Below are 19,828 nucleotides of genomic sequence, written 5' to 3'. Positions count from 1 at the left end.
GTGCCCAAGAGTTAGTGATTAACGCCCGTTGTGCCCTGAGAGGAAGCCCCCACCGATGTTGGTCGTCGAGCAGCTGCGCAAGTCATTCACTACCGCCCAGGGCGTTCTGCCGGTGCTGCAGGGCGTCGACCTGCAACTGGCGCGGGGCAGCAGCCTGGCGCTGATGGGCGAATCAGGTAGTGGCAAAAGCACGTTGCTGCACCTGCTCGCCGGACTTGATCGGGCTGACAGCGGCAGGATACTGATCGAGGATGTACCCCTCGATACACGGGACGAAACGGCGCTGGCACGCTGGCGGCGCGACAGCATTGGCCTGGTGTTCCAGCAGTACAACTTGATCAGCAGCCTCGACGTTGCCGCCAATCTGGCGTTTCAAGCCCGCTTGGCCGGGCGCCACGATCCTGTCTGGACCGCGCAGCTGGCGGAGCGGCTTGGGTTGACCGAGTTGTTGCAGCGCTACCCCGAGCAGCTGTCGGGCGGCCAGCAGCAACGTGTGGCGATTGGTCGTGCGTTGGCGGGACGGCCGGCGCTGGTGTTGGCCGACGAGCCCACCGGCAGCCTCGATGAAGCAAGCAGTGAAGAAGTCCTGCAACTGATGCTCGAGCTGGTTGCCCAGGCGGGCAGCAGCCTGTTGATGGTGACCCACAGCCGGCAGTTGGCGGCGCGGCTCGAACATCGGTGCTTCCTCAAGGCTGGACGTGTTCAGCCGGAGCCGGATTGATGGCCAGCCTGCTGATCACCTTGCAGGCGCTGCTCAGCCATTGGCGCCGGCACCGCTTGCAGTGCTTCAGTATCTTTACCGGGCTATGGCTGGCAACGGCATTGTGGACCGGCGTGCAGGCGCTCAACAGCCAGGCCCGCAGCGACTATGCCCGTGCCAGTGGTGTGCTTTCGGGCGCCAGCCAGACGCAACTGGTGCCGCGTCAGGGCGAGCATCTGGCGCAAGCGCTGTATGTGCAACTGCGCACTAGAGGCGTGCAGGTGACGCCGGTTCTGGAAGGCCGCCTGCAACTTTCAGGAAGCGCGACTCAGGTAGTGCGCTTGATCGGTATTGAACCGCTGAGCCTGCCAGCGAAGATGGCCGTGGCCGGGGTACAGGCGCAAGCGTTCGAGCTTGCGGCCTTCATCGACAGCCCTGGGCAAGCCTGGATCAGTCCAGACACGCTACGCCAGTTGAACCTGCAACCGGGTGAGCGCGCGCGCACCCGCGATGGTCAGCTGATGCCGCCGTTGGTCCTGCAAGCGGAACTGGCGCCTGGGGTGATCGTGGTCGATATCGGCCACGCGCAGGCGCTGCTCGGCGCGCCAGGACAACTGTCGCGTCTGCTGCTCGAAAAACAACCCACCGCGCTGCCTGCCGACATCGCCGCCAAGCTTATGCTGCAAACCGGTGGCGACGACGGTGATCTGCAGCGCCTGACCGACAGCTTTCACCTCAACCTGACTGCGCTGGGCTTGCTGGCATTCGTGGTCGGCCTGTTCATTGCCCATGCGGCCATTGGCCTGGCGCTGGAGCAACGGCGCGGCTTGATCAGAACCTTGCGTGCGTGCGGTGTCAGCTTGCGGGTGCTGTTGACCGGGCTGGCGCTGGAGCTGGGTGCGTTCGCGTTGCTCGGCGGCCTCGCCGGGGTAGTCAGTGGTTATCTGCTGGCCAGCCTGTTGTTGCCTGACTTCGCGGCCAGCGTGCGCGGCTTGTATGGAGCGCAGATCGCCGGGCAGCTGAGCCTGTCGCCGCAGTGGTGGTTGGCCGGCGTCGGCGTGAGTCTGCTCGGTGCGTTGTTGGCCGGTGTCAGCAGCGTGCTGCGCGCTGCGCGCCTGCCGCTGCTGGCGCTTGCCCAGCCACAGGCCTGGCGCCTGGCCCAAGGGCCGTGGCTGCGTCGTCAGGCGTTGGTCGCCTTGTTGCTTGGTTTGGTAGCGCTGGGGTGCTGGCAGTGGGGCAATAACCTGAGCAGCGCCTTTGTCCTGCTCGCGGCATTGCTGCTGGCAGCGGCGCTATTGCTGCCGGCCTTGCTCGAGCTTGCCCTGGCCGGTTTGGCGCGCTTGTGCCGGCGGCCATTGCCGCAATGGTTCGTCGCCGACAGCCGCCAGCAATTGCCGGCGCTGAGCCTGGCGCTGATGGCCTTGCTGCTGGCGTTGGCCGCCAGCGTCGGTGTGGGCAGCATGACCGAGGGCTTTCGCCGCACCTTTACCGGCTGGCTCGATCAGCGCCTGTCGGCAGACCTGTACCTGACCCCGTGCGACACTGCCCAGGCAGTGCAGATCAGCGACTGGCTGGCACGCCAGCCCGAAGTCACCGCGGTGCTGCCCAACTGGCGCGTCGAGTGGCGGCTGCAGCAATGGCCGACGCAGGTCCAGGGCATCGTCGATCACCCGTACTACAACAATCACTGGCCGCTGCTGGAAAAATCCGCCGGTGCCTGGGAGCAGCTTGCGCAGGGGCGCGGGATCATGCTCAGCGAACAGTTGGCCAGGCGCCTGCAGCTGGGTCTTGGCGACGCCTTGCAACTGCCCGAGCCATCAGCCCAAACGATGCCGGTAGTGGGCATCTATGCCGATTATGGCAATCCCAAAGGGCACCTGCTGATCAGCGCCGACTGGTTACGCCAGCACTGGCCGCAGGCGACGTTGAGCAATCTGGGCCTGACCTTGGCTGGCGAGCATTTGCCGGCGCTAAAGCGGGCGCTGGGCCAACAGTTCAGCCTCGATGACAGCCGCATGGTCGAGCAGACCACGCTCAAGCGATGGTCTGCTGCGGTGTTCGAGCGTACCTTTGCCGCTACCGCCGCACTCAACAGCCTGACCCTCGGTATCGCTGGTGTGGCGTTGTTCATCAGCCTGCTGAGCCTCGGCCAGAGCCGCCTGGGCCAGTTGGCGCCGTTGTGGGCGCTGGGGGTCGAACGCCGTCGGTTGATCTGGCTGACACTCGGCCAGACCCTGATGCTGAGCAGTTGCACCGTGTTGCTGGCGATTCCGCTTGGCTTGCTGCTGGCCTGGTGCCTGGTGGCCGTGGTCAACGTGCAGGCGTTTGGTTGGCGTCTGCCGCTCTACGTGTTCCCCGGTCAGCTGCTGCAACTGGCAGTGCTCGGCGTGCTGACCAGCTTTCTGGCCAGCGTCTGGCCGCTCTGGCAACTGGCGCGCAGGCAACCCAGCGATCTCTTGAGGCAGTTTGCCAATGAACGTTAAACCCTGGCTGACCGCGCTGTGCCTGCTGCTTGCAAGCTGCGATGCGCCTGCACCCGAGCCCAACAGTTTTGCCGGCTTGGGGCAGGAGGCCAGCGCCTTCCAGCAGGTCACGCCGGGCCATGAGCTGCAGTTCCCGCGTGATCATGGCGCCCACGACGGCTTCCGCATCGAGTGGTGGTACGTCACCGCCAACTTGCAGGATGCCCAGGGGCGGCAGTGGGGCGCGCAGTGGACCTTGTTTCGTTCGGCATTGCGCCCTGGCGCAGAAACCGCCGACTGGAACAGCCCCAATCTGTGGATGGGCCACGCGGCGCTGACCGGGCCGGGCGGTCATCAGTCCAGTGAGGTGCTCGCCCGCGGTGGCATCGGCCAGGCTGGGGTTGAGGCGCAGCCATTTCGCGCCTGGATAGATGATTGGTCGCTGCAGGGCGGCAATGGGATTGGCCAGTTGCAGATGAAAGCCGCAGGCGAGGATTTCCGCTTTGATCTGCACTTGGTCAGTGAGCGGCCATTGGTGCTGCACGGGGCCAAGGGCTACAGCGAAAAATCCGGCAAAGGCCAGGCTTCCTATTACTACAGCCAACCGTTCTATCAGGTCAGTGGCGAAGTCGAGCGTGACGGCCAGCACGTGGCCGTTACCGGTCAGGCCTGGCTCGATCGCGAATGGAGCAGCCAGCCTCTGGCGGCCGGGCAGTCAGGCTGGGACTGGTTTTCCCTGCACCTGGACAGCGGCGCCAAGGTAATGCTGTTTCAGGTGCGCGAAGCTCACGGCGATGCCTATAAAGCCGGCACCTGGGTCAGCGCCGACGGCAAGACCCAGCCACTCCAGGGGGCGCAGATCGAGCTGCAAGTGCTGGCCTCGAGCAAGCAGGCAAACGGTAAAACCGTACCGACCCGCTGGCGCGTGCGGCTGCCGGAGCAGGGCGTCGATGTCCAGGTCGAAGCGCTGTACAAGCAGGCCTGGATGAACACCCGGTTCCCGTATTGGGAAGGGCCGGTGCGGGTCGAGGGCGGCAGCGGGCAGGGCAGGGGTTACCTGGAAATGACCGGTTACTGATCTTTGTGGAGAAGTGCACTGTCGGCCAACTCACACCGCTGCGAGCAGGCCATCCTTGCCCAGGTGATAACGCTGCAGGTCCCGAGCCAGTGTCAGTTGCCCGCTGTAATGGGCCTGCGCCTCCTGGCGCACATCATCGATGGACGGGCTGCGCTGCGGGTTGTCCTGATAACGGGCGCTGAAGTGAGTCAATACCAGGTTCGGTACACCTGCAGCCTCGGCAAATTGCGCGACAGCCGCCGCAGTGCTGTGGCCGAAGTTCGATTGCGAGCGTTGCAGCACAGGTTCGGTGAAGGTGGCTTCATGCACTAGCACATCGGCACCTTTGGCAGCCTCGGCCAGCAGTGCGGGTGAGTCGTTGTCGCCGCAGACGACGATGCGCCGGGCCGCTCGGGATGCCTTCAGGTAAGTCAGCGTGTCGAGCACACGACCTTCATGTTCGACCTGCCGGCCATGGGCCAGATCACCCCACAGCGGCCCGCGCGGGATGCCGTCGGCTTGCAGGCGGTCGGTGTCCAGGCGCGGCTCCGGGTTGATCTCGGTGAACACAAAGCCATAGCTCGGCACCCGGTGCGACAGCTCTACGGTAGTCACCGCAACCTGCGTGCTGCGCCAGTCCTGCAGCGTTTCTACCGCCAGCAGATGCAGCTCGAAGGGCAGATAGGTCTGGCTCACCGCCAGGCTCAGGCGCAGCCACTCATGCAGTGCCAGCGGCATGATCAGTTCGAGCGGTTCGCTGCGCCCGGACATTCCCGCGCTGGCGAGCAATCCCGGCAGCCCGTAGCAGTGGTCACCGTGGACATGGGTGATGAATATCCCGCGCAGATCACGCATCGACAGTGATGTGTGCAGTAACTGATGCTGGGTGCCTTCGCCGCAATCAACCAGATACCAGCTTTTGCCGGACGCTTCGATGACTGCTGTCGCGCTGACGTTGCGGGCCTTGGTGGGTACCCCAGACGAGGTGCCCAGAAACTGCAGGTCCATTGCAGGATCCTCTTGGGTTCGGAGGGCTATTTTAGCCTTGCGTTGGCTGACTGATGAAGACTCTCAAAGCAGGTTTGAGCGTTTTGGCTGTCAGGAAAAGTCTCCGTCCGTAAGACTTTTCGCTCAATGTAGTAGGGCGCATCCTGTTCGCTTTTGGCGGGGAAAAATACCGGTCAGAAGCTGCTAGTTTCCCTGGCTCAACAAGCACAGGGCGTTTGCAGATGCGCGTGATAATTGACGGTAAAGGTCAAGCTGTCGATGGCGATGATACGACAACGGGTGCGGTGTGCATCGCCACGGGTGATGGCTACATCTGTGATGGGCGCATGGTCCTGCGTGTCGGCGACAAGACCACGGCCTGCCCGTTGTGCGCCGAACCAGGCACCGTTGCCGAAGGCGCGCCGTGCTTTATCTCCGATGGCAGCGAAGTGGCGGTCGATGGTTCGCTGGTGCTGTGCGCTTGCCCGCCCGGTACCAACCGAGTTGTAGCGCCACCTGACTTTGTTCCACCCTGGCGGGAGACAAGGTCTTCGCGCGTGGTCGGCCCAAGCGCGCAGAGCTTTGGTCAGCCTGTGCACTTCGTTGATAGCCGGCCGTACATCAATGAGCCAGGCTTCCATATTGTCCAGCGCAACATGTCCTTCCCGCAGGTGCTGATGCAGTTAGCCGAGCAGGACAGCACCTTGCCGATCTCGCGCCTGCAGATGCTCAACCCGACGTTCCAGCAAGGCTTCAAGGCCGGAGAGATTTTCGTCATCGGTGACCCCGACAACGGCGACGCCTGCACCCGCGAAGAAGCTCAACTGATGGCCGCCGCACAGCAGGCCCGCGACTCGCTGGCGCTGCTCGACTACGACGAAGCCGAATTCATGATGGAGCATCAGGCTGAAATTGCAGGATTGCTGACAGGCGCCAGCCAGTCCATGGGTGTCGGTAAGGATGTACTGGAGCAAGGCCTGAGGCAGGTCCGGGCGACCTTGCTCGAAGTCGACCAGTTACACAAACAGCAGTTCGCCAAGTTCGGCCACCTGAACAGCCCGGAGTTCTTTGCCAGTCGACAGAAGTTGCTCAGGCAGCTCGATGGACAATTAAAAGCGGCGTTCTTGAACAAGCGTCTGAACCTCGGCCCGTACGCGCGTCTTCGCCGTGATCTGAAGATATCTACCAAAAGCCTGGTTCATCATTGGTCAAAAGCCGGCGGGCCGGGCCAGATTCCGGGTTATGCCACGCATTTGGACGAGGTGGCGAAAGTGGCGAAGTATCTACAGTATGGTGGGGCTGTCGGTACTGCCATAGGGGGCGGGGCTTCTTACCTAAATGTTCAAGAAGTATGTCGTTTCGGTGAAACAGCGGAGTGCAAAAAAATCAGATTGACGGAGGCGGGGAATTTTACGGGAGGAATTGCTGGAGGTGCATTAGGCGCGAAATTGGGTACGTCCGCTGCCTTAGCGGTCTGCGGTGTTTTCTCTGTTGTATCTGCGGGTGTCGGGGTGCCGGTGTGTGGGCTCGTGCTCGTAGGGGGTGGTTCATTGGCAGGTGGAATGGCTGGTGGAGTTGCGGGAGAAACAGTAGGTGAGATGATATATGACCAGTATGATGATTGAGTTCGATAGTTGGGCATTTATGCTGCGTGTCAGTGTGTTGTTGACCCCCATTGTGGTAGGTATGTCAGGTGTGGCGTTAAGCTTTTACATAGCCTGCACGCGTGAGTTCTTTGTGGTCGTTGCCGCCCTTAGCAGCAGTGCCTGGCTTGAAGGTCAGAAGCGGTACATGAGTGACTTGAGCTTGAAGTCACGTTGGATAATTGTGTGCGGTGTATGCGGATTGCTTATCCTGCCAGGACCACAGATTCGAAGAGGGATGTTAAGTGTCGAGGGGTTAGAGGCGTTCCCGGACGGACTGAGAAAAAGGATGGTGGCGTCCTTATGGCTTACGATTGTTGGATTTATAGGGATGATTGTTGTCGCTGCATTCATCAAATTGGGTAGGTCGTAAGTACTCGCCTGGTCGGTCTTCTTGTTGACAAGAGCAGCTTCGCGTATCCAGCTGAAAGTACTTCCGCTACCTTTAGGCGTATGCGTGCTGTTCGTCTATGGTGGGGTATTATCTGTCAGATACTGCTAGCATTCCTGGCCCAACAAAGCGCTGGAAGTTTGCAGGGGTGCGTTTCTAACTTTGGTGTTTATGGGTGCGTCGCTTGCGGTATCGCCTTAGTTGTGGATGGCTCATTGGCAGGCGGGGCGCTTGGAAGTAGCGCAGGGGAATGAGCAGGTAAGGTTATTTATGAGGTGAGTGCGCCATGATCCTAAATCCTCGGTCCTGGCCGTTAATGTGGCAGCTGTTGATGATCTTCGGTCCGCTCATGGTTATGGTCTTAGGGATATCAATAAATTTCTGAACTGCCTGGGGGCGTGACCTTGAGCGTATGATGTCAGCTCTTCAGAGCAGTGTTTGGCTTGAGATGCAAAGGCGGGTATGAGGTGAGAAAAGGCTTTTCTCGCGATGGATACTGCTTGGCACCATTAGCGGAGTTCTGGCTATGTCGCGTGTTCATATTAAACGTGGTGAGTTGGATTCGGGTGGGTTTATTAACTTCCCAAGATCCTTAAAGTTACCAGTTATCGTAGCGGGGGCAATGATGTTATGCGCGACCCTGGTGCTGCTGAGTATTCTTGGACTTTACAAAGTTGGAGAATATATAAGTACATAGGTCGGAGGGGGCGTAAAAGCCAGCCCCTTCCAACTTATTTGCCCTAGTCCGCCTTACGCCACACCAACTCACTCACGTCATAACCTTGCTCACGCGCCGTAGTCAGCAATTTCTCACGCGTTTCACTGCTGATGGTCGGCGTGCGCGACAGCAGCCACAGATACTCGCGGTTCGGGTGGCCGACCAATGCAACCTGGTAATCCTGATCGTGGTACAGCACCCAGTACTCGCCCTTGGTCAAGCCGGGCAGAAGCTTGCTGAACCAGTTGTCGAACTTGACCCAGAGCTTGTCGGTCTTGCCCGGCACCTGTGGTTCTGCGGTGCCGTGGACTTCGTTCCACTTGCCGTCTTCTTCACGGCAGCGATTGGTGACGTCGATCAGGCCGTCGGCGCGCAGACCGTATCGCGCTTCTGACTGCACGCAGTTGCGCTGGAAGAACATCGGCAGGCGGGCGACTTCATACCAGGTGCCTTGGTAACGCTGCAGGTCGACCTGCATGGTTGCCGGCGGTTTCTGGTTGTCGCTTGAGCTTGCGCAGCCGGCCAGCGCCAAGGCCAGGCATGACAGCAGCAAAGTGTTGCGTAGGATCATCAGGCACCTCCTGGAAACAGTCGAATGGTTTGTCTGCAACGTTCGAACCCAACGCGCTGGGAAAGTGCCGATGTGCGGCCCAGCAGGTTGCAACATCACCGTGGAGCCAGCCATTGAGTTGTGCAAAGCTTTGAGTATAGGGTAGCCGCCCACCATCGCCCGAGGTCTCCATGGAACTGCGCCAATTACGCTACTACCTCGGTGTACTCGAACACGGCAGCCTCGGCCGCGCCGCCCTTGAGCTGGGTGTTGGCGCTTCGGCGTTGAGCCAGCAGCTGTCCAAGCTCGAAGGTGAGCTGTGCACGCGGCTGTTGACCCGCACCAGCACCGGCGTGACGCCGACTGCGGCCGGTTTGGCGTTCCAGCACCATGCCCGGCTGACACTGCGTCAGGCCGAGCACGCTGTGCTGGCCGCGCAGAGCGGGCGCATGAGCGGCTATGCCAGCGTTGGCCTGGCGCCCACAACAGCATCGATCCTCGGCCTGCCGCTGATTGCGCGCATGCGCGAGCGTTATCCAGACGTGCGCCTGCATCTGGTCGAGATGCTTTCGGGTTATCTGGTCAACCAGCTCAACGCGCGCCATCTGGACCTGGCGGTACTGTTCCAGGCCGATGTGGGGCCGCGTTTGAGCCTGCGACCGCTGCTGCAAGAGCGCTTGTTTGCGTTGGTGCCAGCGGCGCTGGTGCGGGCGGAGTGGGGCGATAGCCTTAGCCTGGCACAGCTCAAGGATCTGCCGCTGGTGTTGCCCAGCGCCCAGCACGGTTTGCGCACGACACTGCGTTCAGCCTTCGAGCGGGTGGGGCATGAGCCTGACATCGTCATGGAGATCGACGGCCTGTCGTTGTTGATGGACGCGGTGTGTGCCGGCCACGCCGCAACCATCCAGCCAGGCGCCACGGTAGCGCGATCGCTGCAGGCGGGGCTGAAGGTGTTCGAGATCAGCGATGCCGACGCCGAGCGGCGCAATGTGATGGTCAGCCTGGCCGAAGACGAACTGTCACCGGCGGCACTGGCCACGCGCATCGTGCTGTTCGACGTGGCGCGTGAGCTGGTCGAGCAAGGCCGTTGGCCCGGTGCACGGATGCTCTCGACCTGACCCTTTAGCAAAACTGCAGGCCCCTGTGCCGACAGCCCGTTTCGCCGTCCTGGGCAGCGCTCTAAAGTCGCCGCCATCGCGAGGAGCAACCGAACGCCCGTCTCCTCGCTGAACAGGAGGCGATATGATTGATGTGCTCGTCATAGGGGGCGGCAACGCAGCCCTATGCGCTGCGCTGATGGCGCGCGAGGCCGGTGCCAGCGTGCTGTTGCTGGAAGCCGCACCGCGCGAATGGCGCGGTGGCAACTCGCAGCACACCCGCAACCTCAGGTGCATGCACGATGCGCCGCAGGATGTGCTGGTCGAGAGCTACCCGGAAGAAGAGTTCTGGCAGGACCTGCTCAAGGTCACCGGCGGCATGACCGATGAAAAGCTGGCGCGCCTGGTTATCAGAGCTTCGGCGACCTGCCGGGACTGGATGCGCAGCCATGGCGTGCACTTTCAGCCGTCGTTGTCCGGTGCCCTGCATACCGCGCGCACCAACGCCTTTTTCATGGGTGGCGGCAAGGCGCTGGTCAATGCCTATTTCCGCAGCGCCGAGCAGCTCGGCGTAGGTGTTCGCTACAACGCACCGGTCAGCCACATCGAACTTGACGGTGATCGTTTTGTGGCCGCCCATATTGGCCCTCGTCACGTCGATGGTCGCGACCTGCCCGCCGAACGTATCGAGGCGCGGGCCTGTGTGCTCGCCGCCGGTGGCTTTGAGTCCAATCGTGAATGGCTACGCGAGGCCTGGGGCCAGAACGAACGTGGCGAGTGGACTGCAGACAATTTCCTGATCCGTGGCACACGCTTCAACACCGGCGTGCTATTGCGTGGCTTGATGGAGCAGGGCGCCGACACCATCGGCGATCCGACCCAGGCGCACATGGTTGCCATCGACGCGCGTGCTCCGCTGTATGACGGCGGCATCTGCACCCGTATCGACTGCGTGTCGCTTGGCGTGGTGGTCAACCGTGACGGCCAGCGCTTCTACGACGAGGGTGAAGACTTCTGGCCCAAGCGCTATGCCATCTGGGGCCGCCTGGTCGCCCAGCAGCCAGGGCAGGTGGGCTTTTCGATCATTGACCAAAAGGCGCTCGGGCGTTTCATGCCGCCGGTGTTTGCCGGCACCAAGGCCAATACCCTCGGCGAACTGGCACAGCAGCTCGGCCTGCCCGAGGGCGAATTCGTCGCCACCGTGCAGGCCTACAACGCAGCCTGCCAGGTCGGCACGTTTGACCACACTCGGCTTGATGACTGCCATACCCAAGGCGTGCAACCGGTCAAGAGCCATTGGGCGCGCCCGCTGGATACCCCACCTTTCTACGGCTACCCGTTGCGCCCCGGCGTGACCTTTACCTACCTGGGCCTGCGCACCGATCACACCGCCGCCGTGCACTTTGCCGGCAAGCCCAGCCCGAACCTGTTCGTTGCTGGTGAAATGATGGCCGGCAACGTCTTGGGCAAGGGCTACACCGCCGGCGTCGGCATGTCCATCGGCACCGCTTTCGGCCGGATTGCCGGCACCCAGGCGGCGGCAGCGCTCGGCTATCACCATCCTTCCAGCGAGATTACCCATGACTGCGCAACTGCTTGAACCGCGGCTGGTCGAGCCCAGCAAGGGCCACGGCGAACTGATCGCCGTGCTGAATGTGGACGAAAGCGAAGTCGACCGGCAGATGCGCATCTGTAATGCCTGCCGTTATTGCGAGGGCTTTTGCGCGGTGTTCCCGGCAATGACCCGGCGGCTGGACTTCAACAAGGCCGACATCCACTACCTGGCCAACCTGTGTCACAACTGCGGTGCCTGCTTGCATGCCTGCCAGTACGCCGCACCGCATGAGTTTGCCGTAAATGTGCCGAAGGCGCTGGCCACCGTGCGCGGCCAGACTTACTCGGACTACGCCTGGCCAAGCGCGTTCGGCCGGCTCTACCGGCATAACGGCACGCTGCTCGCCAGTGCACTGGCAGCCGGGTTGTCGCTGTTCCTGCTGCTGGCGCTGCTGGTCAATGGCACGCTGCTACCAGGGCGGCTGGCGGGGGATTTCTATGCGGTGTTCCCGCATAACACCCTGGCGTTGATGTTTGGCGTGGTCTTCGCCGCGGCCATGCTGGCGTTGAGCATCGCCGTCAGACGCTTCTGGCGCGAGGTCGCACCGGCAGACAGCCCGCCCGCAAGCAAGCATGCTGCGGTGGTGGAAGCCTCGACTGCGGCGCTGACACTGAAGTATCTGGACGGTGGTCATGGCCAGGGCTGCACCAACGAGAGCGACCGCTACACCTTGTGGCGCCGGCGTTTTCATCACCTGACCTTCTACGGTTTCATGCTCTGCTTTGCGGCGACGGTGGTCGCCACCGGTTACCACTACCTGCTGGGTGAAATGGCGCCTTATCCGTTGCTCAGCTGGCCGGTAGTGCTGGGTACTGTCGGCGGTGTGGGCCTGGTAATCGGCCCTGTCGGCCTGCTGCTGCTCAACCTGCGCCGCGACCCAGCGCATGGCGATGTCAGCCAGCGGCCGATGGACCGCGCGTTCATCCTGCTGTTGCTGCTGGTCAGTCTGACTGGCCTGGCCTTGCTCGGCTGGCGCGACACCGGAGCGATGGCCATCTTGCTCGCGGTGCACCTGGGCTGCGTGATGGCGCTGTTCCTGACCTTGCCCTACGGCAAGTTCGCCCACGGCATTTTCCGCAGCGCGGCGTTGCTCAAGTTTGCCATCGAAAAACGCCAGCCCGATCCGCACGGCCTGGGGGGCGAATGACGTCCGCTCAGTACCAGCGCAAGCCAGTCGCCGTGCACGGCTCAGCTGTTCGGCCATTTCTCCAGCAGAATGGCCACGAACTTCTCGGCAGCCGGCGACAGCGAGGCGCCGCGGCGGTAGACCAGGCCGAGGGTGCGGGTCACCTCTGGCTCGCTCAGCGGCACGCTGACCAGGGTAGGGTGGTCGGCTGCCGGCATGGCCAGGCTGGGCATGGCGGAGACGCCAAGGCCAGCCTCGACCATGCCCAGCGACGTCGACAAGTGCTGCACCTCATAGAACCACTTGGGACGCCAGCTCAGGCCGGACAAGGCATGGTCGAGCAGCATCCGGTTGCCGCTCAGGCGGCCTACGCCGATCAGGCGATAGTCGGCCAGTTGCGTCCAGGTCACCGACGCGCGGCTGGCCAGCTCGTGGTCACGGCGGCAGGCGAGGACGAACTTCTCCTCGACCAGCGGCACGAACTCAATGTCCGGGTGCTGGCCACTCATCATGTTGATGCCGAAGTCGGCTTCACCGCGCAGTACGGCCTCAAGTCCGTCGTTGGCGCTGAGATCGAGCAGGCGAATACGGATCTTCGGATATTGCTCGTTGTACAGGCGAATCACCGACGGCAAAAAGTAGAACGCTGCCGTAGGGATGCAGGCCAGGGTCACCTGGCCGGTCTGGCGTTCGGCCAGTTCGCGGATGCTCAGGATCGAGTCCTCGAAGTCATCCAGCAGGCGTCTGGCCTTGGGCAGGAAGTCGCGGCCGACACTGGTCAGGCTGACCCGGCGCGTAGTCCGTTCGAGCAACGGCGTACCCAGGCCTTCTTCTAGCTTCTTGATCCGCCGGCTCAGTGCCGGTTGAGACAGATGGAGCACATCAGCAGCTTCGTGGAAGCTGCCAAGTTCGGCGATTTTCACGAAAGATCTTATATCCTGGAGCTCATATTCCATGACGATTCTCTTCAGCAGTCCACGACTTTATTCATTTGCTGCACGCAATAATAGCTACGATCTTTGCATTGGATTGATTTATCGGTCCCTGTCACTCTTGTTTCCAACACATCAATACCCCCTATTGATCAACAAGAGTCAGTAGTCATGCAACGAATTCCTTGTGTTCTGATGCGCGGCGGTACCTCCAAGGGTCCGTTTTTCCATGCCTGGGACTTGCCGACCAACGTGGTCGAGCGTGACGAAATGCTGATCAACCTGATGGGCTCTGGCCATGAGCTGGAAATCGACGGCATCGGCGGCGGCAGCCCGCAGACCAGCAAAGTGGCGATCCTCAGCCCCTCGCTACATGCCGATGCCGATGTCGACTACCTGTTCGTTCAGGTCATGGTCGCTCAGCGCCGCGTCGATACTGCACCTAATTGCGGCAACATGCTCTGCGCAGTCGGCCCATTCGCCATCGAAGAGGGCCTGGTCAAGGCCACCGAAGGCAAGACCCTGGTGCGCATCCGCAACTTGAACACCGGAACCTTCGTCAACTCGCTGGTGGAAACCCCCGGCGGCATCGTCCGCTACGAGGGCCGCACTGCGATCGACGGCGTGCCGGGTACCGCAGCGCCGGTGCAGTTGACCTTCCTCGATGCCGTTGGTAGCAAGACCGGCAAGCTGTTCCCCACCGGTCAGGCCAGCGATGTGATCGATGGTGTCGAGCTAACCTGCATCGACATGGCCATGCCGATGATGATCATCGAAGCCAGCAAGCTTGGCGTTACCGGCGGCGAAAGCCCGGCCGAGCTCGAGGGCAACAGCGCGCTGATGCAAAAAATCGAAGCGCTGCGGATCAAGGCCGGCGCGGCGATGGGCCTGGGCGATGTCAGCGGTATGGTCATCCCCAAACCCGTGCTGATCTCGCCAGCCAAATTCGACGGCACCCTGCAGGTGCGTTACTTCATGCCGCACGACTGCCATCGGGCATTGGCCATCACCGGCGCCATAGGCCTGGCGACGGCCTGCGTCAGCCCAGGCACGGTGGTCATGCAGATGCTCGGCGAGCGCGCCAATGGCCTTACTCAGGTGCGCCTGGAACACCCGAGCGGCAGCATCGATATTGCCCTGGAACGCACCGAAGGCAAGCCGATTCAAGCCTCGGTGGTACGCACTGCCCGGCGGCTCTTCTCCGGCTACGTCTACGCGCCGTCCGTGCGCAGGCTCGCCGGCTGATCGCTTTAAACGCTTTGTTTAACGATTGACATACAATCGCTCGCTGCCTTGCCGGGCATCGAGCGAGTCAGGCGCCGTCTGCCCGGCAGACGTGCACATTTACAATAAAAACAAGAGATACAGACATGCTCGCACTCCTCGGTTTGGTCATGGTAGTGACGTTTACCTACCTGATCATGAGCAAACGCTTATCCCCAATCGTGGCCTTGACGGTCGTGCCTATCGTATTTGCGGTGATCGGCGGCTTCGCCCCGGAAACCGGCAAGATGATGCTCGACGGCCTGAAAATGGTTGCGCCGTCGGCAGCCTTGTTGCTGTTTGCCATTCTCTTCTTCGGCCTGATGATCGATGCGGGCTTGTTCGACCCGCTGATCCGCAAGATCCTCAAAAGGGTCAATGGCGACCCGCTGAAAATTGCCATCGGCACCGCGCTGCTGTCGCTGCTGGTCGCACTGGATGGTGACGGCACCACCACCTACATGATCACCTGCGCCGCGATGCTGCCGCTGTACAAGCGCATCGGCATGAACCCGATGATTCTGGCGACCATCTCGATGCTGTCGCTGAGCATCATGAGCGGCATGAGCCCATGGGGCGGGCCGGCTACTCGCGCCATCGCTGCCTTGGGCCTGGACGCCACCCACTACTTCATCCCGATGCTGCCAACCATGATCGGCGGCGCCGCCTGGGTTGTGTTCACCGCGTTCCTGCTGGGCCGTAGCGAGCGCAAGCGCATTGGTAACATCAAGCTCGAGTCCGGTGGTGGCGACTGCTACATCAAGGCGATTCTGGAAGACACCCCGCACAAGCGTCCGCGCCTGGCCTACGTCAACCTGGTGCTGGTGATCGCGGTGATGACTGCGCTGGTGCTGGGTGTGATGCACGCGGCGATCCTGTTCATGATCGGTTTCGTTGCTGCGCTGATGATCAACTACCCGCAGCTGGACATCCAGAAAGAGCGCATCCTCGCTCACTCGGGCAATGCCATGACCGTGGTCCTGCTGGTGTTTGCCGCCGGTATCTTCGCGGGCATCTTCTCGGGCACGAAGATGGTCGACGCGCTGGCGCAGACTTTGGTTGACTGGATCCCGGATGCCTGGGGGCACTGGTTCCCGCTGGTGGTGGCGATCACCAGCATGCCGCTGACCTTCGTCCTGTCCAACGATGCCTACTACTTCGGCGTGGTGCCGATCCTGGCCAACGCCGCTGCTGCATACGGCATCGACCCGGTGGAAATCGCTCGCGCCTCGGTACTTGGCCAGCCGGTGCACCTGATGAGCCCGCTGGTGGCTTCGACCCTGCTGCTGGTGGGGATGGTTGACCGCGATATCGGCGACTTCCAGAAAGCCACGGTTAAATGGGCGGTGTATACCTCCCTGGTAATCACCGCCCTGGCAGTCCTGACCGGCGCCATTTCGTTCTTCGCCTGACCTTGTTGGACGGGCACCGCTCGGTGCCCGCGCAGCCCTTCAAAAAACAATAAAAGAGTCCTCTGACATGCAATCACTCCTTCTGCGTGGGGCCGCCTGCGGCCTGTTCTGCGGCTGCCTGCCTGTGGCCGTCGCCGGCGGCTTTATCGAAGACAGCAAACTCAAGCTGCAACTGCGCAATGTCTACTTCAACGAGAACTTCCGTGACGAGCAGGGCATGACTGCCCGTGCTGCCGCCACTGCCAAGAGCGAGCGCACCGAATGGGCGCAGGGCTTTTTGCTGGATTACCAGTCAGGTTTCACCCAGGGCACCATCGGTGTTGGCCTCGATGCCATGGCGCTGGTCGGGGTCAAGCTCGACTCCGGTCGCGGCCGCAGTGGCACCGGCCTGTTGCCGGTGCATGACGATGGCCGCGCGGCCGACGAGTTCGCCAGCGCGGGTGTAACCGCCAAAGCCAAGCTGGCCAATACCGTGGTCAAGCACGGCACCTTGCTGCCCAAGACCCCGGTGCTGGTGCACAACGATGCACGCTTGTTGCCGCAGACCTACCAGGGCACTCAACTGGTCAGCACCGATATCGATGGACTGACCCTGACTGCCGGCCAGCTGGACCGCTTCAAGCAGCGCGATTCGTCCGACAGCACCGGGCTCTATGTCGACGGCTATCGCGGCGACGAGACCGGCGATTTCCGCTACGCCGGTGCTGACTATGCCGCCAGCAAAACACTGCGCCTGAGCTACTTCCATGGCGAACTGGAAAACTTCTACCGCCAGGACTTCGCCGGTATCCAGCACGACCTCAAGCTCGGTGGCGGCGTGCTGACCAGCGACCTGCGCTACTTCAGCAGCCATGACAGCGGTTCGGCCTACGCCGGCCGGATCGACAACGACATGCTCAGCGGCCAGTTGGCCTACGCCCACAGCGGCCATACCGTAGGTGCCGGTTACCAGGTGCTCAACGGCGACGCCGGGCTGCCGTACATCAGCGGTGCGACCGTGTACTCGTTCAGCAACGTCGGCATCGGCAAGTTCATCGAGGAAGAAGAAAAGACCTGGATGGCCAGCTACGCCTACAACTTTGCTGCAGCCGGTGTGCCAGGCCTGACCTTCATGACCCGCTACCTGAGCGGTGACAATGGCCGTTCCGGCGATGCTGGCCTGAGCGAGTGGGAACGTGACATCGAGCTGGCCTACGTGGTCCAGTCGGGCACCTTCAAGGGGCTTGGCATCAAGGCACGTAACTACGTCTATCGCGCTGACTTCGCCCGCGGTCGTGACAGCAATCGGCTGTACCTGACCTACGACATTGCGCTCTGGTAAACGCGCAGCAGGGTAAGCGGGTTTCAGGCCTTGGCCAGGCGGATGATCTGTCTGGCGCAAAAGGCACCGGTAATGATCACGGCAAACAGGCGCAAGGTCTGCATTGCCAGCACCAGCCCGACATCTGAGTGGGTTTCCACCGCAATGATGGCCATGGCATCCAGCCCGCCTGGGCTGGTTGCCAAGTACATCGAAAGAAAATCATGCCCAGTGACCCATGCCAGCAACCAGGCGCAGCCGGCGCACAGCGCGATCAAGCCGGTCGCTCCGGCGATCATGGTCGGCAAGCGGCTCCCCACATAACGCACCGTGGCACGATCGAAACGCAGGCCTACGTAGCATCCGATGGCGCCATAGGCAAAGGCCAGCAACCAGCCGGGCAGGGTGATCTGCATCAGGCCACTCAGTTGCAGCGCACTACCGATCAACAACGGTGCCAGCAGCGCGCCCGCAGGCAGTTTGGCGGCCAGGGTTATCCCGATCACAATCACTGCCAGGCATGGCAGCAGTTGGTTCAGCTGTACCGCAGGGGTGCTGGCGGCTGGTACCAACGCCTTGCTGGCGATATCGCCGGCGCCAAGCAAGTGGCTGACCAGCGCGCCGATCATTACTACGCAGACGACCCGCACGTATTGCATGGTTGCCACTACCCGAGGATCGGCACCGTGTGCTTCCGCCATCGAGACCATCGCCGAAGCTGCGCCAGGGGCTGTGCCCCAGGCTGCAGTCGCGGCCGAGATACCGCCGTAACGTACAGTGGCCAGGCCTACCATGGCGCTCAACAGCACAGTGAGCAGCGTGGTTATCAGCATCACCGGCCACGACTGCGCCAAGGCCGCCAGTACCGTCCAGCTCATCGAGTGGGCAACCATCAGGCCGACGCAGCCCTGGCCAAAGCGAAACACCTGTTTGTGCAGGCGCAGCCCGGTGCCACTGACGCCAAAGGCGATCGCGGTCAGCATCGGCCCGAGAAACAATCCTGCAGGCACTGCCAACGCATGCAGTAGTTGGCCGCTGGCGGCAGCACAACCGATCAGGGCCAGCCAACGCAGGATCAGCAGGGGATTTGATAGGAACAACTGCACGTGGTGATTCTCCTCGACCCGGTAACGGCGCTTACTGGAGAAAATTATCGACGGCGCAATCGATCAAGTCTATTTTCTAATTTCGATGAACCTATAACTGAAATTCATGAATCATGGACCTTCGCGACCTGACTTACTTCGCCACCATCGCTGAGCTTGGTCATCTTGGCCGGGCTGCCGAACGGCTCAACCGCAGCCAGCCCGCCTTGAGCAAAAGTATCCAGCGGCTGGAAGAATCACTTGGCACGCGGCTGTTCAAGCGCGATGGCCGGCGTATCAAGCTGACCGACGTAGGCGAGTTGCTGCTTGAACGAGGTCGGCAATTGCAGCTGAACATCGCCGAAACCGAGCGCGAGGTCCGCGATTTTGCCGGTGGTCTGATTGGCAACATCCGCCTCGGTTGCGCGGCGAGCATGGCTGAGTACTTGTTGCCGCGGCTGACCGAGTCGCTGTTGCAGCGCGCGCCCGAGCTGACCTTGCAGCTGTCCATCGGCCAGGACGATCTGCTCAAGGAGTCGCTGCGCTCGGGGCGGTTGGATGCCATCATCTGCCCGCTGATCGTCGATGATCCGCACGTCAGCAGTTACCCGATCCTGCAGGATGAGGCCGTGGTGGTAGCCAGTGCCGACCATCCACTGTTTGCCGCGCCGATCACCTTGCACAGCCTTTGCCAATACCGCTGGGTGCTGCCGGCGATCACGGTCAGTTCCAGGCGCTGGATCGACAACGTGTTTGCCACTCGCCATTTGCCGATGCCACAGGTGCAGATCGAAGCCAACAGCATCTCGATGCTGCCCCGCCTGATCGAGCGCACCCGGCTGCTGAGCTTTGTAGCGAGGGAAACCCTTGAGCACGGCCACGGTATGTCGCGCTTGCGTGCGGTGACCCTGGATGAAACCACCATGCACCGCACTGTGGCGGTGTCGATTCGCGCCGAGGGCTATCTGCCACCGGCCGTGGCCGCGATGGTCGAATTGCTCAAGGAACGCGGGCGCAGTTTTTTCGGTGACAACTGAACGGGCCGATCAAGCAGTGCTTGTTGCAGTCCACACCGCCAGCTCGTAGCCGTCCGGGTCGATGAAGTGGAAGCGGCTGCCGCCGGGGAATGAGAAGGTCTGCCGGCTGATCTGCGCGCCAGCAGCCAGCAGCCGCTGCTGAGTCGCATCCAGATCGTCGGCGTACAGAATCACCAGCGGGCCGCCGGGGCGTACCGGTTCGCCGGTAGTGAAACCGCCGCTCAGGCGACCGTCACTGAATTCGGTGTAGGTCGGGCCGTAATCGACGAAGGTCCAGTCGAATGCCTTGGCGTAAAACGCTTTGCTGCGGGCAATGTCGCTGACATTGAATTCGATGTTGTCGATCTGCCGGTCGTTACCGCGAACAGTCATGATGGCTTCCTTGCTCGGTCGTGAACTTGAAGCCGTGAGCATGAGGGCTTTTGGACAGCTTTGTCCACATAGCTCATGCGT

Annotated in this window: 16 protein-coding genes; 11 read left to right on the top strand and 5 right to left on the bottom strand. The window is 61.8% G+C overall.

Annotated elements, in window-relative coordinates:
• The first annotated feature begins 55 nt into the window (after positions 1-55).
• Genes AC58X1_RS05025 through AC58X1_RS05015 form a run of 3 tightly spaced genes read left to right on the top strand, consistent with a single transcriptional unit; the run spans position 56 to position 4,240 of the window.
• Entirely contained in the window at positions 56-721 is a 666-nt protein-coding gene (locus AC58X1_RS05025) for an ABC transporter ATP-binding protein (RefSeq protein WP_497428447.1), read from the top strand.
• Positions 721-3,183: an ABC transporter permease gene (locus AC58X1_RS05020; RefSeq protein ID WP_497428446.1), complete on the top strand. Its 2,463-nt coding sequence runs from the start codon at positions 721-723 to the stop codon at positions 3,181-3,183. Before AC58X1_RS05025 ends, AC58X1_RS05020 begins: the two co-directional genes overlap by 1 nt.
• Positions 3,173-4,240, top strand: a complete 1,068-nt coding sequence (locus AC58X1_RS05015; RefSeq protein ID WP_497428445.1) for a lipocalin-like domain-containing protein — start codon at positions 3,173-3,175, stop codon at positions 4,238-4,240. The genes AC58X1_RS05020 and AC58X1_RS05015 overlap by 11 nt, the downstream gene beginning before the upstream one ends.
• Positions 4,241-4,270: 30 nt before the next feature.
• Here AC58X1_RS05015 and AC58X1_RS05010 read toward each other — a convergent pair whose 3' ends face one another.
• The gene (locus AC58X1_RS05010) at positions 4,271-5,227 is read right to left on the bottom strand and encodes a ribonuclease Z (RefSeq protein WP_497428444.1); all 957 of its coding nucleotides are present in this window, start codon (positions 5,225-5,227) and stop codon (positions 4,271-4,273) included.
• A gap of 221 nt (positions 5,228-5,448) precedes the next feature.
• Here AC58X1_RS05010 and AC58X1_RS05005 point away from each other — a divergent pair, with 221 nt between their 5' ends.
• Positions 5,449-6,831 carry a PAAR domain-containing protein gene (locus AC58X1_RS05005; RefSeq protein WP_497428443.1) on the top strand — a complete coding sequence of 461 codons (1,383 nt, stop codon included), beginning with the start codon at positions 5,449-5,451 and terminating at the stop codon, positions 6,829-6,831.
• A gap of 1,149 nt (positions 6,832-7,980) precedes the next feature.
• Here AC58X1_RS05005 and AC58X1_RS05000 read toward each other — a convergent pair.
• The gene (locus AC58X1_RS05000; protein WP_101320073.1) at positions 7,981-8,529 is read right to left on the bottom strand and encodes a lipocalin family protein; all 549 of its coding nucleotides are present in this window, start codon (positions 8,527-8,529) and stop codon (positions 7,981-7,983) included.
• A 170-nt stretch (positions 8,530-8,699) separates the two neighbouring features.
• Here AC58X1_RS05000 and AC58X1_RS04995 point away from each other — a divergent pair, with 170 nt between their 5' ends.
• The 3 genes from AC58X1_RS04995 to tcuB all read left to right on the top strand — a co-directional run bounded on the left by AC58X1_RS04995 (position 8,700) and on the right by tcuB (position 12,367).
• The gene (locus AC58X1_RS04995; RefSeq protein ID WP_101320071.1) at positions 8,700-9,626 is read left to right on the top strand and encodes a LysR family transcriptional regulator; all 927 of its coding nucleotides are present in this window, start codon (positions 8,700-8,702) and stop codon (positions 9,624-9,626) included.
• 124 nt (positions 9,627-9,750) lie between these two features.
• Entirely contained in the window at positions 9,751-11,205 is a 1,455-nt protein-coding gene (tcuA, locus tag AC58X1_RS04990; protein WP_188036140.1) for an FAD-dependent tricarballylate dehydrogenase TcuA, read from the top strand.
• Entirely contained in the window at positions 11,186-12,367 is a 1,182-nt protein-coding gene (gene tcuB, locus AC58X1_RS04985) for a tricarballylate utilization 4Fe-4S protein TcuB (protein ID WP_150572468.1), read from the top strand. Before tcuA ends, tcuB begins: the two co-directional genes overlap by 20 nt.
• A gap of 41 nt (positions 12,368-12,408) precedes the next feature.
• Here the strand turns inward: tcuB and AC58X1_RS04980 are convergent, their stop codons facing one another.
• A complete protein-coding gene (locus AC58X1_RS04980; RefSeq protein ID WP_101320065.1) occupies positions 12,409-13,302 on the bottom strand; it encodes a LysR family transcriptional regulator in 894 nt (297 codons plus the stop codon).
• A 147-nt stretch (positions 13,303-13,449) separates the two neighbouring features.
• Here AC58X1_RS04980 and AC58X1_RS04975 point away from each other — a divergent pair, with 147 nt between their 5' ends.
• The 3 genes from AC58X1_RS04975 (at position 13,450) to AC58X1_RS04965 (ending at position 17,274) form a co-directional block, all read left to right on the top strand.
• The gene (locus tag AC58X1_RS04975) at positions 13,450-14,523 is read left to right on the top strand and encodes a 4-oxalomesaconate tautomerase (RefSeq protein ID WP_101320064.1); all 1,074 of its coding nucleotides are present in this window, start codon (positions 13,450-13,452) and stop codon (positions 14,521-14,523) included.
• A 125-nt stretch (positions 14,524-14,648) separates the two neighbouring features.
• Positions 14,649-15,953 (top strand): CitMHS family transporter, encoded by a 1,305-nt coding sequence (locus tag AC58X1_RS04970; protein ID WP_150572467.1) that lies wholly within the window; start codon positions 14,649-14,651, stop codon positions 15,951-15,953.
• 67 nt (positions 15,954-16,020) lie between these two features.
• The gene (locus AC58X1_RS04965; protein ID WP_150572466.1) at positions 16,021-17,274 is read left to right on the top strand and encodes an OprD family porin; all 1,254 of its coding nucleotides are present in this window, start codon (positions 16,021-16,023) and stop codon (positions 17,272-17,274) included.
• 23 nt (positions 17,275-17,297) lie between these two features.
• On the opposite strand, the gene AC58X1_RS04960 is transcribed toward AC58X1_RS04965, so the two are convergent.
• Positions 17,298-18,359, bottom strand: a complete 1,062-nt coding sequence (locus AC58X1_RS04960; protein WP_150569040.1) for an AbrB family transcriptional regulator — start codon at positions 18,357-18,359, stop codon at positions 17,298-17,300.
• Between the two features lie 113 nt (positions 18,360-18,472).
• Here AC58X1_RS04960 and AC58X1_RS04955 point away from each other — a divergent pair, with 113 nt between their 5' ends.
• The gene (locus AC58X1_RS04955; RefSeq protein WP_101320056.1) at positions 18,473-19,375 is read left to right on the top strand and encodes a LysR family transcriptional regulator; all 903 of its coding nucleotides are present in this window, start codon (positions 18,473-18,475) and stop codon (positions 19,373-19,375) included.
• A gap of 9 nt (positions 19,376-19,384) precedes the next feature.
• On the opposite strand, the gene AC58X1_RS04950 is transcribed toward AC58X1_RS04955, so the two are convergent.
• Positions 19,385-19,747, bottom strand: coding sequence for a VOC family protein (locus tag AC58X1_RS04950; RefSeq protein WP_188036137.1), 363 nt, complete (start codon positions 19,745-19,747; stop codon positions 19,385-19,387).
• Between the last annotated feature and the right edge of the window lie 81 nt (positions 19,748-19,828).

The organism is Pseudomonas sp. PGPR N4, assembly GCF_059693665.1.
Note: the sequence above shows the minus strand (reverse complement) of the source record. Positions and strands in the feature narration are given on the sequence as shown.

Excerpts from the sequence above, each read along its gene's own strand:
- AC58X1_RS05025 (WP_497428447.1), top strand. The coding sequence starts at position 56 with ATGTTGGTCGTCGAGCAGCTGCGCAAGTCATTCACTACCGCCCAGGGC.
- AC58X1_RS05020 (WP_497428446.1), top strand. The coding sequence starts at position 721 with ATGGCCAGCCTGCTGATCACCTTGCAGGCGCTGCTCAGCCATTGGCGC.
- AC58X1_RS05015 (WP_497428445.1), top strand. The coding sequence starts at position 3,173 with ATGAACGTTAAACCCTGGCTGACCGCGCTGTGCCTGCTGCTTGCAAGC.
- AC58X1_RS05010 (WP_497428444.1), bottom strand. The coding sequence starts at position 5,227 with ATGGACCTGCAGTTTCTGGGCACCTCGTCTGGGGTACCCACCAAGGCC.
- AC58X1_RS05005 (WP_497428443.1), top strand. The coding sequence starts at position 5,449 with ATGCGCGTGATAATTGACGGTAAAGGTCAAGCTGTCGATGGCGATGAT.
- AC58X1_RS05000 (WP_101320073.1), bottom strand. The coding sequence starts at position 8,529 with ATGATCCTACGCAACACTTTGCTGCTGTCATGCCTGGCCTTGGCGCTG.
- AC58X1_RS04995 (WP_101320071.1), top strand. The coding sequence starts at position 8,700 with ATGGAACTGCGCCAATTACGCTACTACCTCGGTGTACTCGAACACGGC.
- tcuA (WP_188036140.1), top strand. The coding sequence starts at position 9,751 with ATGATTGATGTGCTCGTCATAGGGGGCGGCAACGCAGCCCTATGCGCT.
- tcuB (WP_150572468.1), top strand. The coding sequence starts at position 11,186 with ATGACTGCGCAACTGCTTGAACCGCGGCTGGTCGAGCCCAGCAAGGGC.
- AC58X1_RS04980 (WP_101320065.1), bottom strand. The coding sequence starts at position 13,302 with ATGGAATATGAGCTCCAGGATATAAGATCTTTCGTGAAAATCGCCGAA.
- AC58X1_RS04975 (WP_101320064.1), top strand. The coding sequence starts at position 13,450 with ATGCAACGAATTCCTTGTGTTCTGATGCGCGGCGGTACCTCCAAGGGT.
- AC58X1_RS04970 (WP_150572467.1), top strand. The coding sequence starts at position 14,649 with ATGCTCGCACTCCTCGGTTTGGTCATGGTAGTGACGTTTACCTACCTG.
- AC58X1_RS04965 (WP_150572466.1), top strand. The coding sequence starts at position 16,021 with ATGCAATCACTCCTTCTGCGTGGGGCCGCCTGCGGCCTGTTCTGCGGC.
- AC58X1_RS04955 (WP_101320056.1), top strand. The coding sequence starts at position 18,473 with ATGGACCTTCGCGACCTGACTTACTTCGCCACCATCGCTGAGCTTGGT.
- AC58X1_RS04950 (WP_188036137.1), bottom strand. The coding sequence starts at position 19,747 with ATGACTGTTCGCGGTAACGACCGGCAGATCGACAACATCGAATTCAAT.